Origin of the sequence: Phycicoccus sp. Root101, assembly GCF_001426245.1 — a bacterium.
Lineage (GTDB): Bacteria > Actinomycetota > Actinomycetes > Actinomycetales > Dermatophilaceae > Pedococcus.
The window spans coordinates 652,971-666,736 of record NZ_LMCM01000001.1; the positions used below are offsets into that span (position 1 = coordinate 652,971).

At 72.1% G+C, this 13,766-nt stretch carries 10 protein-coding genes; 3 read left to right on the forward strand and 7 right to left on the reverse strand.

The annotated features are described in order from the left end of the window. Positions 1 to 2: 2 nt before the first annotated feature. Positions 3 to 2,048, reverse strand: coding sequence for a DEAD/DEAH box helicase (locus ASC58_RS03020; RefSeq protein WP_082552867.1), 2,046 nt, complete (start codon positions 2,046 to 2,048; stop codon positions 3 to 5). Between the two features lie 503 nt (positions 2,049 to 2,551). Here ASC58_RS03020 and ASC58_RS03025 point away from each other — a divergent pair. Beyond that, positions 2,552 to 3,361 (forward strand): PAS and ANTAR domain-containing protein, encoded by an 810-nt coding sequence (locus ASC58_RS03025; protein WP_056918291.1) that lies wholly within the window; start codon positions 2,552 to 2,554, stop codon positions 3,359 to 3,361. A gap of 59 nt (positions 3,362 to 3,420) precedes the next feature. Further along, positions 3,421 to 4,338 (forward strand): cation diffusion facilitator family transporter, encoded by a 918-nt coding sequence (locus ASC58_RS03030; RefSeq protein WP_082552868.1) that lies wholly within the window; start codon positions 3,421 to 3,423, stop codon positions 4,336 to 4,338. A gap of 18 nt (positions 4,339 to 4,356) precedes the next feature. Here the strand turns inward: ASC58_RS03030 and ASC58_RS03035 are convergent, their stop codons facing one another. The 4 genes from ASC58_RS03035 to ASC58_RS03050 form a co-directional block, all read right to left on the reverse strand. Then, a complete protein-coding gene (locus ASC58_RS03035; RefSeq protein ID WP_056915321.1) occupies positions 4,357 to 4,875 on the reverse strand; it encodes a lipase chaperone in 519 nt (172 codons plus the stop codon). Positions 4,876 to 4,886: 11 nt separating this feature from the next. Beyond that, positions 4,887 to 5,519, reverse strand: coding sequence for a copper resistance CopC family protein (locus ASC58_RS03040; protein ID WP_056918293.1), 633 nt, complete (start codon positions 5,517 to 5,519; stop codon positions 4,887 to 4,889). After that, on the reverse strand, positions 5,516 to 6,250 hold the full coding sequence (locus ASC58_RS03045; protein ID WP_056918294.1) for a YcnI family protein: 735 nt from the start codon (positions 6,248 to 6,250) through the stop codon (positions 5,516 to 5,518). The genes ASC58_RS03040 and ASC58_RS03045 overlap by 4 nt, the downstream gene beginning before the upstream one ends. Positions 6,251 to 6,392: 142 nt before the next feature. Next, positions 6,393 to 7,022, reverse strand: coding sequence for a hypothetical protein (locus tag ASC58_RS03050; protein ID WP_056918295.1), 630 nt, complete (start codon positions 7,020 to 7,022; stop codon positions 6,393 to 6,395). A gap of 341 nt (positions 7,023 to 7,363) precedes the next feature. On the opposite strand from ASC58_RS03050, the gene ASC58_RS03055 reads away from it, so the two are divergent. Then, positions 7,364 to 9,064 carry a ribonuclease J gene (locus ASC58_RS03055; RefSeq protein ID WP_056918296.1) on the forward strand — a complete coding sequence of 567 codons (1,701 nt, stop codon included), beginning with the start codon at positions 7,364 to 7,366 and terminating at the stop codon, positions 9,062 to 9,064. A gap of 104 nt (positions 9,065 to 9,168) precedes the next feature. On the opposite strand, the gene ASC58_RS03060 is transcribed toward ASC58_RS03055, so the two are convergent. Together ASC58_RS03060 and ASC58_RS03065 are read right to left on the reverse strand one after the other, a co-directional pair. Then, positions 9,169 to 11,910 (reverse strand): ATP-binding protein, encoded by a 2,742-nt coding sequence (locus ASC58_RS03060; protein WP_056918297.1) that lies wholly within the window; start codon positions 11,908 to 11,910, stop codon positions 9,169 to 9,171. 478 nt (positions 11,911 to 12,388) lie between these two features. Next, positions 12,389 to 13,660: an ROK family transcriptional regulator gene (locus tag ASC58_RS03065; protein ID WP_056918298.1), complete on the reverse strand. Its 1,272-nt coding sequence runs from the start codon at positions 13,658 to 13,660 to the stop codon at positions 12,389 to 12,391. Between the last annotated feature and the right edge of the window lie 106 nt (positions 13,661 to 13,766).

The window sequence follows — 13,766 nt, forward strand, 5'->3', positions numbered from 1 at the left end:
GGTCAGACGGTCAGACGGGCCTGGAGCGCGTCGGTGAGCAGCGCCACGAGGGCCTCGAGCTGGATGTCCTCGGAGGAGGACACGTCCTCGTCCGACCCGTCGAGAGCGCGCGCGGCCAGGCCGGCCTTGGCGTCGATGAGCTGGGCGACCTTGGAGTCGATGGTCTGGGCGGCGATGATGCGCCACGCAGTGACCGGCTCCTCCTGCCCGATCCGGTGCACCCGGTCGATGGCCTGGGTCTGCTCGGCGTCGGTCCACGAGAGCTCGGCGAGGACGACGTTCGAGGCCACCTGCAGGTTCAGGCCGACCCCGGCCGCACTCAGCGAGCACACGACGACCGCAACCTCGGGGTCGTTCACGAACGCGTCGATGTTGGCCTGGCGCTGCTTGGGCGTCTGGTCACCGCGGATCGAGGAGTAGCGCAGCCCCCGCTTGGCGAAGGTCTCCTCGGCGACGTCCATGACGTCGATGTGCTTGGCGAAGAAGACGACCTTGCCGACGCTGCGCGCGAGCTGGGCGGCGTAGTCGGCGGCGAGGCCGGCCTTGGCCTGCCCGATGCGCCGCATCACGCCGAACACGTTCTCCTCCGAGGCGGAGGAGTTGGTGTCCTCGCGCTCCCAGCGAGCCACCCTGCGGACCAGCTCGTGGTCGATGCCCTCGACGAGGACGCTCGAGCGGCGGTTCTCCAGCGCGGAGTCGTAGCGGGACACCAGGCGCCGGGCGAGGTCGCGCTCGGCGGCGCGGATCGACCGACCAGCCTCGTCGTCGAGCTCGACCGGGAGGTCGGCGATGCGCCGGGCCGGGATGTCGGACGCGACGTCGACCTTGCGGCGGCGCACGATGCCGAGGTCGATGACGCTCGTGCGCGCAGCCGTGTAGAAGCCCGGGTCGGCCGGCGTCAGCCCGGTCTCCTCGAGCGCGTGCATGAGCGGGGCCAACGGCTTCTTGTCGTCGATCCAGCCGAGGAACTGCCAGATGGCGCGGAAGTCCTCGATGTCGTTGATCAGGGGCGTCCCGGTGAGGGCCATGAGCAGCGGCCGCACGGTGCGCGAGCGGATGCGCTCGGAGAGCTGCAGGACGTGCTGCGAGCGCTGCGACGTCTTGTTCTTGATGAAGTGCGCCTCGTCGACGACCATGCCGCGGAACCCGAGGTTGCCGAGCCAGCCGACGTGGCGGTCCAGCACCTCGTAGTTGACGACGACGATGTCCGCGAACCCGTCGATGGTGTCGCCGTTGCCGTGGACCACGGTCGCGGTGCGGCGGGGGGTCCAGAGGGCCGCTTCCCGGGCCCAGTTCGTCTTGACGACGTTCGGGACGACGACGAGCAGCGGGTAGGCGCCTGCGGCCTCGGCGGCGAGCAGGGCCTGGGCGGTCTTGCCGAGACCGGGCTCGTCGGCGAGCAGAAAGGTGCGGTGGCCCGCTGCGGCCGCGCCGACGAGCTGGGCCTGGTGGTGCATGAGCTCGAGCCCGGCAGGGGCCTTGACGGGGGCGTCCTCCGGCAGCTCCATGCAGGACGACGCACCGCCGTACTCGAAGGAGCGGAACAGCGGACCGAGCAGCTCCCAGCTGCTGAGCCGGCCCGTGGGGCGCTTGTGCTCCACGGCGGAGAAGTCGGGGGCGAGGAACGGGTTGGCGAGCTGGCGGGCGACGACCGAGCGGGGCACGACCCGCCGCTCGGGGACCGGGGCTGCGGAGTCGTCGACGGGTTCGGGCTCCGGCTCGTCGGGCACCTCGAACCCTGCGGCCAGCTGCATCTCGCGCTTGAGCGTCGCAGCGTCGTCGGAGACCGGGGTGTCCTCGGGCAGCAGGACCAGCAGGGAGGTGTCCCGCGCCGCGGTCTTGGCGAGGATGGTGGCCACGCCGTCGAGCCGCTTGAGCTGCTCCGTGCGTTGCGCCTCGGTGCTCTCGGCGTCGCTGCGGATCCGCGCCCGCTCCTCGCGGACCAGGAGGGCGACGACCTGGAACTTCGTCCGGCCGGACGGGCGGACCTTTCCACGCTGGGCGGCGGCCTCGACCTCGCGCACGGCGCGGGCGAGGACCGGGATCATCCCCTCGTTGTCGAGGTCACGGACCCGTCGGGGCGACCGCTGACCCCCCTGGGCACCTCCGCGACGCGCTCCGCCCGAGCGGGCGGGACCACCACTGGCGGCACCACTGCGCGTGGCGCCGGGCTGGCGTTGGCCTCGAGCCAAGAACTTCTCCTCCGAAGGACCGCGGCGAGCGGACGGGCGGACCCGGCCTGGGACGACCGGGACGATCAGGCGACGGCAGGCGTCCCTCCCGGGACCCCTCGACGCGACCCGGACCCGCCGGTCGAGCGACCGGGGCGGGGACGGAGCAGCTGCCCCCGCGGTGGGACCGGGGACCCCGGGGTGCCGCGACCGCCGTGCACCGAGCTGAGTCGGTGCGAGAGGGACGGTATGGCGCCGGGGCCGGTACTGCGCCCATCCTACCGTCCGCGGCGCCCGTGCGGGCGGCGGCCCGCAAACCCCCGGCGGGCACCCCGGCTGTGGTACATCTTTCGCACCATCCTCCGAGGCGAGAGAGCACGATGAGCACCGTCACGCCCAGCTCCCCCGTCGACCGACCCCTCCGGACGGAGGGATCCTCCCCCGTCCCCGGTGAGGCCCTCGCAGGCGCGGTCCACAGCAAGCCGGTCAACGAGGCACCCACCCAGCCGGGCCGGGCCACGGGCACCGGTGCCGCGGCCTGGGACCCGCTGACCGCCCTGACCGCCGGCACCGCCGAGCCCGCCGCGCGCTTCCGCTACGACGTCCGCAGCGGTGACTGGTGGTGGTCACCGGGCATGTTCGACCTGCACGGGCTCACCGAGGGCGAGGTCGAACCCACCACCGAGCTGCTCATGAGCCACAAGCACCCCGAGGACCTGGTCGCGACGGAGCAGACGCTGCGCAGCGTCCTCTCGACGGGCGAGCCCTTCTGCTGCCGGCACCGCGTCCTCGACACCCACGGTCAGGTGCGCGAGGTGCTCTCGGTGGGCGAGGCCGTCTGTGACGCCGACGGACGGATCGCCACGGTGCAGGGCTACTTCGTCGACCTCACCTCGGCCTTCGCCGTGGCCACCTCGCAGGCCGCCGCCGAGGTCCTCATGGTCGAGGCGCGTCGCCCGGCGATCGATCCCGTCATCGAGCAGGCCAAGGGCGCCCTCATCGCCGCCTTCCGGCTCACGGCCGGCGCAGCACTCGAGCTGCTCACCTGGCGTTCGGAGGAGACGGGCACGGACCTGGCCATCGTGGCGCGCGGCCTCGTCACGGAGTTCCACTCCGTCCACGACGACGACCTCAGTGCAGCACGAAGGGCTTGCGCCTACCTCGGACTCACGGCCCTGGACGAGGACTGAGCCTCCGAGACCCCCCGGGTACGATCGGGACATGACCTCCACGGACGGTTCCTGACGCCGTGGGCGGCTCCCACTCCCACTCGCACGCGCCGATCCCCGGTCACGCGGGCGCGGCGCACCGGTGGCGACTGCGGACCGCATTCGCCCTCGTCGCAGGGTTCTTCGTCGTCGAGCTCGTCACGGGCATCGTGTCGGGGTCGCTGGCGCTGCTCTCGGATGCCGGGCACATGGCCGCGGACGTGGTGGCCCTCGGCGCCGCCCTCGTGGCGACCCGCATCGCCGCGCGGCCCGACACGACGGGAAGGCGCACCTTCGGCTCCTACCGCGCCGAGGTGTTCGCGTCAGGGCTCGCCGTCCTCCTCATGCTCGGCGTCTCGGTCTACATCGTCGTCGAGGCGCTGGGACGGATCGGGACGCCGGCCCAGGTCGCGGCGACACCGATGTTCGTCGTGGGCTTCCTCGGGCTCGTCGTCAACGTCGTCTGCCTCGTCCTCCTGCGCGAGGGCGCCTCGGAGTCCCTGAACGTCAAGGGCGCCTACCTCGAGGTCGTCGCCGACACCGTCGGGTCGCTCGGCGTCCTGGTGGCCGGGGTCCTCGTGGCCGCCACCGGCAACGCCTGGTGGGACACCGGCGTGGCCCTGGCCATCGCCGTCTTCGTCGCCGTCCGGGCCGTGGCCCTCGGTCGTGAGGTCCTCGTCGTCCTGGGTCAGCACGCCCCCGCGGGCATGGACCCCGACCAGGTCGCCAGCGCGCTCGGTGCCGTGGCGGGAGTGCGCGAGGTCCACGACCTGCACGTGTGGACGCTCACCTCCGGCATGAACGTCGCCACCGCCCACCTCGTCACCGCACAGAGCACCGACGCGCACGCCGTGCTGGACGACGCGCGCCAGGTGATGCGCAGCCGGTTCGGGGTCGAGCACGCGACCCTGCAGGTCGAGCCCGACACCCACACCGGCTGCGCCGAGGTCACCTGGTGATGCCGCCGTCCAGCTGGCTCACCGCACCTGCACCTTGAGCAGCCGCAGCGCCGGGTGGTGCGTCTCCACCTCGTAGGTCCCTGGCTGGTCCGTGACGAGGTCGAGGGTCGTCGCCGTGCCGGCCACGAGCTCGGCCTCCTTCTCGAAGCCGTGCGCGTGCAGCTCGTCCGCGTGGTCGCTCGTGACGGTCAGGCGCAACACCTGGCCGACCCGGAGCTCCACCACCCCTGGTGACGGCGAGACCTTCTTGCCGGTGACGGTGACCGACAGCTGCTTCGCTCCGGCCGGCAGGTCACCCGCGGACGAGGTCGTGGTGGTCGGCGGGCTCGTGGAGGAGGTGGACGACGTCGGGTCTCCACCGCTGGAGGCGGCGGACGTGCTCGTGGCCGCCGCCGTGGAGCTCGAGCCCCCGGTGGTGCTCGAGGACCCCGAGGTGCCGGACCCCGAGGAGCAGCCGGCGAGGGCGACGGCGATGGCGGCAATACCCACGGTGGCGCGAACGCCATGGGACGGGCGCGGGTGCTGGAAACGGGTCATGGGAGGGGCCTTCACTTTCGGAGATGACGGGTGGAGCGGGTGCGCGCGAGGGCGAGAACCCCCAGCGCCACGGCTACGAGGGCGGCGGCCAGGACCAGCCACCGGCTGGCCGTGCCGGAGGTGGCTTCGGGGGGTGTGGGGCGCGTGGTCGCCACAGTGGGGGCAGCGCCGGGTGTCGCGGAGGTCGTCGACGGCGCCGACGACGCCGACGACGACGACGCGGCACCGTCCCCAGCCACGGTGAAGGCGAACTCGTCCGAGACGGGGTGTCCGTCGTCGGAGGTCACCCGCCAGGCGACGTGGTACGCCCCCCGGGCGAGACCGTCCGCGAGGGTCTGGTGGACCTCGTCGTCCACCACCCGGACGGCACCGACGGAGACGACCCGACCGTCCGGCGCCTCCACGCGGACGACGGCGCCGACGCCGATGGGCGGCTCGTTGAACGTCAGGACGACCTCCTGCGGCGCGGTCGTGAGCGTGGCCCCCGCAGCCGGGACCGTGGAGCGGACGCGGGCATGGGCCTGCGCCGACGGCGCGAGCGCGAGCGCGAGGCCGACGGTGCCGGCGGCCACGAGGGCCACCAGCACCGCCCGCACCCCGGGGAGGGCGCGCCGGGTGCGCCCTCCCCGTCGCGGGCCGGTCACGCGAAGACCTCACGTCGTCGCCGTGCGAGCACCTGGCCGGCCAGGGCGGCCAGGGCCACGAGGAGCGCACCACCCGCCAGGAGGCGGCTGACGAGGTCGCCCTCGTTGCCGGAGGTCTGTTCCGCGTGCGCGGCCCGCCCGTCCCCCGCCCCGGCTGACACGCCAGCCGTGCCTCCCGCCGTGGCAGCCGTCACCTCGAACTGCGGCGCCGGGTGCTCAGGCTCCTCCTGCCCGGGAGCCAGGGCCGTGGCCCAGTCGACGACCTCGCCGTCCGAGTAGGTCTGGGTGACGGGCAGCACCAGGGTGCCGGGGGCGGGCAGCGGGCCCGCGCTGATCGCGAACTCCTGGTACTGGCCCGGGGCGATCGCCTGCCCACCCCCGGCCGTCCACGTGACAGTGCGAGCGGCCTTGGTGAGCGTGCTGCCGTCGAGCGTGACGGGTGTCGGGAGGGGGGCCTCGGTGACGGCTGCGGTCCACCCCGGGACCGGTCGCACCGAGACGTGGCGGAAGGGCGTGTCCCGGGGCAGCGTCAGGACCACCTTCGTCGTGGACGCGGTGTCGGACTCGTTCGGCACACGGAACGTGAGCCCGGAGTAGCTGCCAGAGACCGTCGAGTCGGGTTCGACCCTGACGTGGGCCGCGGCCGGCCCCGCTGACAGGGAGACTGCAGCAAGTCCGCCGAGGACGACGGTGGTGGTGCGCGCACGAAGGCGCGCCGGGAAGTGGTTCATCGATGAGGTTCCTTTGCGTGGGTACGCCGGAACGCCCCGAGGCGTTGCGGACGCAGGGAGTTCGGGGGGTGGTGGGCACCCGGCCCGTCCGCGCGCCATACGCCGTCGTCGCGTCGTCGACGCGATGGGGAGGTGCGGTCGCTCAGGAGGTGGCCGGGGTGTGGACCCACGGCGGGCCCCGGCGACCCACGCTGCCGGGCACGACGGGCTCGGCCACCGCGAGGAGCAGCCGGGGCAGGACGGTCAGCGGTCGGCGCGCCGCCGGCAGCTGCGCCGCAGCGGGCGGCGTCGGCCACACCAGACCGGCGAGGAACCACACCGCCGCCTCACCGCGCGCCAGCACGAGGGCGAGGAGGACGGCGGCGAGAACGTGGGCGGCGACCATGGCCGCTCCCGACGGCCCCTGGTGCGACATCGGGCCCATGCCGTTCATCCCGGCAGCGCTGCACACCGTGCTGGCGCCGTCGACGAGGTGACCGGCGTGGGCGTGCACCACGGTGACGCACGACCCAGCGGTCCCGGCGACCAGGAACGCCTGGTGCAGGAGGACCTGGGACAGCGCCAGCACCGAGACGAGCGCGACCCGGCCGAGTCGGCGGTGCGTGACGAGCACACAGGCCCACCAGGTCACGAACAGCAGCACGCCGGTGCCAGCCGGCGAAGGAGCACTGCCCCCGCCCACGAGGTGGGCGGCGAGCGAGAGTCCGTATGCCGCGACGGCCAGGCCGAGGGCACGGGTCAGGCGCAGAGCACCCGCGCCTGCCGAGACCATGCGGACCAGAGTACGCACCCGGGTGCCGGCGGCCCCTCCGGCAGCCTGCGTAGGACGCCCACCACCAGGGCTGCCACACCGCCACGAAACCGGTCGAGCCACCCACCGACACGGGTGGACGAGGGCCGCGCGGGCGCCCCCGGATGGTCGTCGGGGCCACCTGTGCGCACCATCCCGCCGCGGACAGAGGACACTGGCAGGTGACCGAACCGGTCGGGAGCCCAGCGGGCGCCCGGGTGGCTCACCCCGCAGCACCGTTCAACCCCATACCGAAGGACATCGATGAACACTCCCCAGCAGGCACGTCGTGCCTCGTCCACCACGATCCCCGGCGCGGCGCGATGAGCCGCCGCAGCTCCGGACGCGGTCGCCGGACCAAGGACACGCTCGCCCCCCTGCCGAAGGGTGGCCTGCGCGTCGTGCCGCTCGGCGGCCTGGGCGAGATCGGCCGCAACATGACCGTCTTCGAGCACGAGGGCCGCCTGATGATCGTCGACTGCGGCGTCCTCTTCCCCGAGGAGCACCAGCCCGGCGTCGACGTCATCCTCCCGGACTTCACCTGGATCCGGGACCGCCTCGACAAGATCGACGCCATCGTCCTCACGCACGGCCACGAGGACCACATCGGCGGTGTGCCGTACCTCCTGCGCGAGCGGGCGGACATCCCCGTCGTGGGGTCCCGGCTGACGCTGGCCTTCCTCGAGGCCAAGCTCAAGGAGCACCGCATCACCCCGAAGACCGTCGAGGTCAAGGAGGGTGACCGCCGCACGCTCGGGGCGTTCGACTGCGAGTTCATCGCCGTCAACCACTCCATCCCGGACGGCCTGGCCGTCGCCATCCGCACCGAGGCCGGTCTGGTCCTGCACACGGGCGACTTCAAGATGGACCAGTTCCCGCTCGACGGCCGGGTCACCGACCTGCGCGCGTTCGCCCGGCTCGGCGAGGAGGGGGTCGACCTGTTCCTGTCCGACTCGACCAACGCCGAGGTGCCCGGGTTCACGATCTCGGAGGGTGAGCTGTCCCCCGCCATCGACACCGTGTTCCGGACCACCAAGGGCCGGGTCATCGTGTCGAGCTTCGCCAGCCACGTGCACCGGATCCAACAGGTCCTCGACACCGCCCACGAGCACGGCCGCAAGGTCGCGTTCGTCGGCCGGTCGATGGTCCGCAACATGGGCATCGCGTCCGAGCTCGGCTACCTGAACATCCCGCAGGGACTGGTCGTCGACCTCAAGAAGCTCGAGAACCTCCCCGCGGACAAGATCGCGCTGATCTGCACCGGGTCGCAGGGTGAGCCGCTGGCCGCCCTGTCGCGCATGGCGAACCGTGACCACCCCATCGAGGTCACGGAGGGCGACACCGTCCTGCTGGCCAGCTCGCTCATCCCCGGCAACGAGAACGCGATCTACCGCGTGATCAACGAGCTCACCCGCTGGGGCGCCAACGTCGTGCACAAGGGCAACGCCAAGGTGCACGTCTCCGGCCACGCCAGCGCCGGCGAGCTGTCCTACTGCTACAACATCATCAAGCCGCGCAACGTGCTCCCGGTCCACGGCGAGTGGCGTCACCTGCGCGCGAACGCCGACATCGCGATCCGCACCGGTGTCGACCCCCGCAACGCCCTCATCGCCGAGGACGGCTCGGTCATCGACCTCGTCCGCGGCAAGGTGAGCATCACCGGCAAGGTGTCCGCCGGCATGGTCTACGTCGACGGCGGCCGGGTCGGTGGGGCGACCGAGGAGACCCTGCACATCCGCCGGACCCTCGCGGAGGAGGGCGTCCTCACGATCGTCTGCATCGTCGACCCCGACTCGGGCAAGCTCACCGAGGACCCCGACTACATGGTCCACGGCCTGGCCACCGACACGATCGACTTCACCGACGCCACGTCGGCAATCCAGCAGGCGCTCTTCAAGGCGTCCAAGGACGGCGTGGACGACCTCGACCAGATCGAGGAGCTCGTCCGCAAGGCCACCTCCACCTGGGTGCACCGCAAGCACCGCCGCAGCCCGCTGATCATCCCCGTGATCGTCGACGCCTGACCAACCCCCCCGGTATGGCGCGCGGGTCACCCGCACGCCGCCGCGAGCCCACCGCACACGTGACGACGCCCCACCCGAACCGATCGGGTGGGGCGTCGTCACGTTCAGGCCAGGGGCACGGTGAAGGTGAAGCGGGCCCCGCCACCCTCGGTGCCACCGGCGTGCATGTCGCCGCCGTGCAGGCGCACGATGTCGCGGGAGATGGCCAGGCCCAGGCCCGAGCCCTGGTGGGACCGGGTGTCGGTCGCGTCGACCTGCACGAACGGTTCGAAGATCTTCTCGACCATCTCCGCAGGGATGCCGCTGCCGTGGTCGCGCACCTCGAAGGTCGCCCAGTGGTCGTCGGCGCGGACGTCGAGGTCGATGGACGCGCCCTGGCTGGAGAACTTCGAGGCGTTGACGAGCAGGTTCGCGAGCACCTGGACGATGCGGTCGGAGTCCACCCGCACGGTCAGCGGGGTCGGCGTGTACTCCAGCGCGACGGCCGCCCGCTTGAGCGCGGCCGCGGCGTCGAGCGAGGCTGCCGAGACCAGGTCGTCGACGGGAACCTCCGCCGGGTGCAGCACGAGACGGCCCGTGCGCAGGCGTTCGGCGTCGAGGATGTCGCTGACGAGCCGGACCAGCCGGTCGGCGCTGGTCGTCGCGAGGGCCACCATCCGCGCGGCGGCTGGTGGCAGCTCGCCGGCCGCTCCCCCGCTCAGCAGCCCGAGCGACCCGCGCAACGACGTCAGCGGGGTGCGCAGCTCGTGGCTGACCATGGCGGTGAACTGGTCCTTCATCCGCTCGACCACCTGCACCTGGCCGATGTCCCGGACGATGACCACCGCTCCGGAGCGGGTGCGCATCGGTGACACGACCCACTCGGCGTCGAAGCTCGAACCGTCCGCCCTGACGTGGGTGCCGCGTTCGGGCAGGCCCGGCCTCACCTCTGGTGGCACGGCTCCGGCCGGTGTCGCCACCGCCCGCGCCGACCGCGTCGCCGGGACGCAGGCCAGGCTGAGGACCTCCACGTCGGTACGCCCCAGGATGCTCGTGCGCGGCAGCCGCACGAGGTCCTCCCCGGCGCGGTTGACGAAGGTGATGACCCCGTCACCGCCGACCCCGAAGATTCCCTCCTCCACCGAGTCGAGGACGGTACCCATCTGGTCGGTGAGCTCCTGGAGCGCCGTGGACTGCGACGCGAGGTCGTCCTCGGCATAGTGCCGCTCCACGCTGCGCCCGAGGTGGACACCGACCTGGCTCATCACCTCGGTGACGGCTGCGTCCTCCTCGACGACGGACCGGGAGAACATCTCCAGCACACCCACCGCGTTGTCGCGCACGCGGATCGGCAGGGCGACCGCCGTCCGCAGACCCACCGACTCCGCGGTGCGCAGCCAGGCCGCGCTGCTCCACTCCCGGGTGTCGCTCCACACCGGGACCCCTCGTTCCATGGCCAGGCCCACCACGGGGAGGTCGGTCAGCTCGGTGCTCTCGGTCTGGCTGCGGAACGAGTCGTCGTCCGGGCCCGCCGAGGTGGTCCACATGTGGGTCGACGCCGTCGCCGCCGACCGCGGGGCCAGCCACGCGTGCGCGACGTCCCACTCCCCGAACTCGCAGAGGGCGTCGAGCGTCTGCGCCACCGCAGCCTCCACACTGACGGCCGAGTTGGCTGCGGCGGCCACGGTGCCGAGCAGCTCGAGCACGCGCTGCTGCCTCTGCAGCGTGTCCGCCGCGGTGGCCAGCTCCCGCTGCAGCTGCCGCCCTGCCGTGACGTCGCGGAAGCTCCACACCCGTCCGACGACGCGGCCCTCGAGGCGTTGCGGCTGCGAGTAGCGCTCGAAGATCCGACCGTCCGTGAACAGGATCTCGTCGAAGCTCGTCGCCACCGTGTCCTCGTACAGAGCCGTCACCCCGGCCTGGAAGGCCGCCGGGTCCACGAGCTGCCCGAGGACCGAACCCATGACCGCTTCGTCGTCACCGGCCTCGAGCAGCCCCGGCGGCACCCGCCACATCGACGCGAACTTCTGGTTGTACCCGACCACGTGACCCGCCTGGTCGACGACCAGCAGCCCGTCCACCGTGGACTCGAGGGTCGCGGCGGCGAGGGCGGCCGCCCGCAGCGAGCGCGAGCGGTCGGCGAGCATGCGTTGCGCCTGCACCGTCGTGTCCGCCAGCCACGCCAGCGTGTCCTCGACGTCCGGCGAGGGCGCGGCCAGGATCGACGCCGCACCGGGGCCGTCGAGGCCGCAGTGGCGCACGTGGTCGACGGCCTCGTGCTCGGTGAGGATCGGGCCGGATGCCGCGAGCTCGTGGGCCACCGTGGTGTCCGCACCGACCGACACCCGGCAGTGGTGGGCCATGCACATCTCGCCGGCGGCCCGGACCAGCGGTTCGAGACAGTCCGCGAGCGGCGCCCCGGCGCTCACCTGCTCGACGAGGAGGCCGTGCGCGGCCACCTTGAGCTCGGACCGCCGCAGGGAGGTCACGTCGACGAAGACGCCGTCGAACACCGGCCCCTCGACGGGGTCCTCGACCACGTTCGCCTCGTCGAGCACCCACACCAGCCGGCCGTCCTCGCGGACGATCCGGTACTCCGAGACCAGCTCTCCGTTGCGGAAGCCGATCTCCTCCTGCTCCAGCGCTGCCGCCTGGTCGGCGGGGTGCAGGTGGCGGGACCAGTAGTCGTCGTCGGCGAGGATCCGGCTCGACGGCGCCCCGAGCACGTCCTTCACGCCACCGGCGACCGACAGGAACCGCCCCTGCTCGCCGGGCACCGCGCGGTAGGTGACCACGCGCCGTACGGGGGAGGTCACGACCGCGCCGGACGGGTCGAGCTGGCAGGCCACGCCGGTACGCGACTCCATCCGAACCCTCCCCTCCACCGTCCCAGCGATCCTCTCGCACGCCGATGGTAGAGGCGTGGGGTGCCCACCGGACGGAAGTCACACATTTGCCGGTGGCGGGGGCCAGCGAGCGACGAGCAGCCTCGGAGGGGCGTCCGCTGCGGCAGGGGGAGCGCCGCGCACAGCAGAAGGCCCGGACCAGTGGTCCGGGCCTTCTGTCGCTGACGCGTTGGTAGCGGGGGCAGGATTTGAACCTGCGACCTCCGGGTTATGAGCCACCCCAGCCAACGTCTCACACGTCCCGCAGCATCTCCCCCGCCGCACGAAATCTCGGCACTGTGTCCCCGGTGTTGCGCCGCGTCTCAAGCCGTCCCGCCTGCTCCCGGTTACACATTTGGCTACACCTCCACGGAGCGGACAGTGCCGGTCAGTGTCCGACGTGGCTCCCCGCCCGAGGATCCATTCACCGCCCTGCAAATCGCCCCCGGCGGGGGACGCATCACTGGGCGGCCAGCTCGGCGCGGCCTGCGGGAGTTCCTTGATCCAGCCATGTCGGGAGGATCTCAGGCGACAGCAGGGCGTCCATGACCATGTGAGCCGCGCCGCGCAGACCGGCCCGGTCGCTCAGGCCTGAGCGGACGATCTGGAGCGAGCGGGTCGCGAGGGGCAGCGACCGGCCGATCACGGTCTGCCGAACCTCCGCCAGATAGTAGTCGCCTGCCTCCGAGACCCCCCCTCCGACGAGGATGAGAGAGGGGTTGAAGAAGTTCACGATCCGCGCCAGGGTCTGCCCGACCAGTCGGGCGGAGGCTGCCAGGAGCTTGATCGCCACAGGGTCGCCGTGGATGGCGGCCTCGCTCACGGCGCGCGCATCGATCGTGTCCCCGCTCGCGAGCAGATCGGCGAGATAGGCACTGTCACCTTCCCGGGCGGCGGTCTCGCCGTCCCGGCCCAGCGCTGCGCCCCCAGCCAGCGCCTCGAGGCAGCCGAACTTGCCACACCGGCAGAGCACGGTGGATCCCTCCTCCACAATCACGTGCCCGATGTCGCCCGCGCAGCCCTGGGCCCCCCGGTGCAGGACGCCCTGGGAAACGAGTCCTGCGCCGATACCGGAACCGATCTTCACGTAGACGACGTCGCGCAGGCCCTTGGCCTGCCCGGAACGCAACTCCCCCAGCGCCATCACGTTGACGTCGTTGTCGACCCAGACCGGCGCCTGAAACCGTCCCGCGAAGAAAGCGCGCACGTCGAACCCGTCCCAGCCGGGCATGATGGGAGGCGCAACCGGCCGACCAGTCGCGAATTCGACGGGGCCCGGGAGGCCGATCCCCAAGCCCCAGATGGGCGCGCCGGCACCGAGCTGCTGCAGGAGCTCGTCAAAGACTTCGGCCACGCGGGTGAGCACCGTGACCGGCCCCATCGTCACGTCTGCGTCCTCTTCGTACTGGGCCAGAAGGGTCCCCTCCAGGTCGCTCACAGCGGCCCCGATGCTCGTCGCGCCAAGTTCGGCCACCAGCATCCGGCCTGCATCGGCGGGAAACCGCAGTGCACGCGGGGCGCGACCACCGGTCGACCGCAAGGGCGGACCCTCGACCAGCAGGCCCGAGTCCATCAGACGGGCCACCCGCTGGGTCACGACATTTCTGCCAAGACCCGTGGCCTGGGCGAGTTCCGGGCGTGTGCTGGCCCGGCCGGAGCGCACGGCATCCAGCACACGTACCAGGTCGACGACGTGATCGGGGGCAAGAGGCCCTTGAGTTCTGGCATCCATGTCAGCCACCTCCTTCTGTCTGTGACGTAAATATATCAGCACGTTTACTCTTGACTTTTGCACGGTACATGCAGAAGTATGCACCTCACAGGAAAAACCGGGCAGC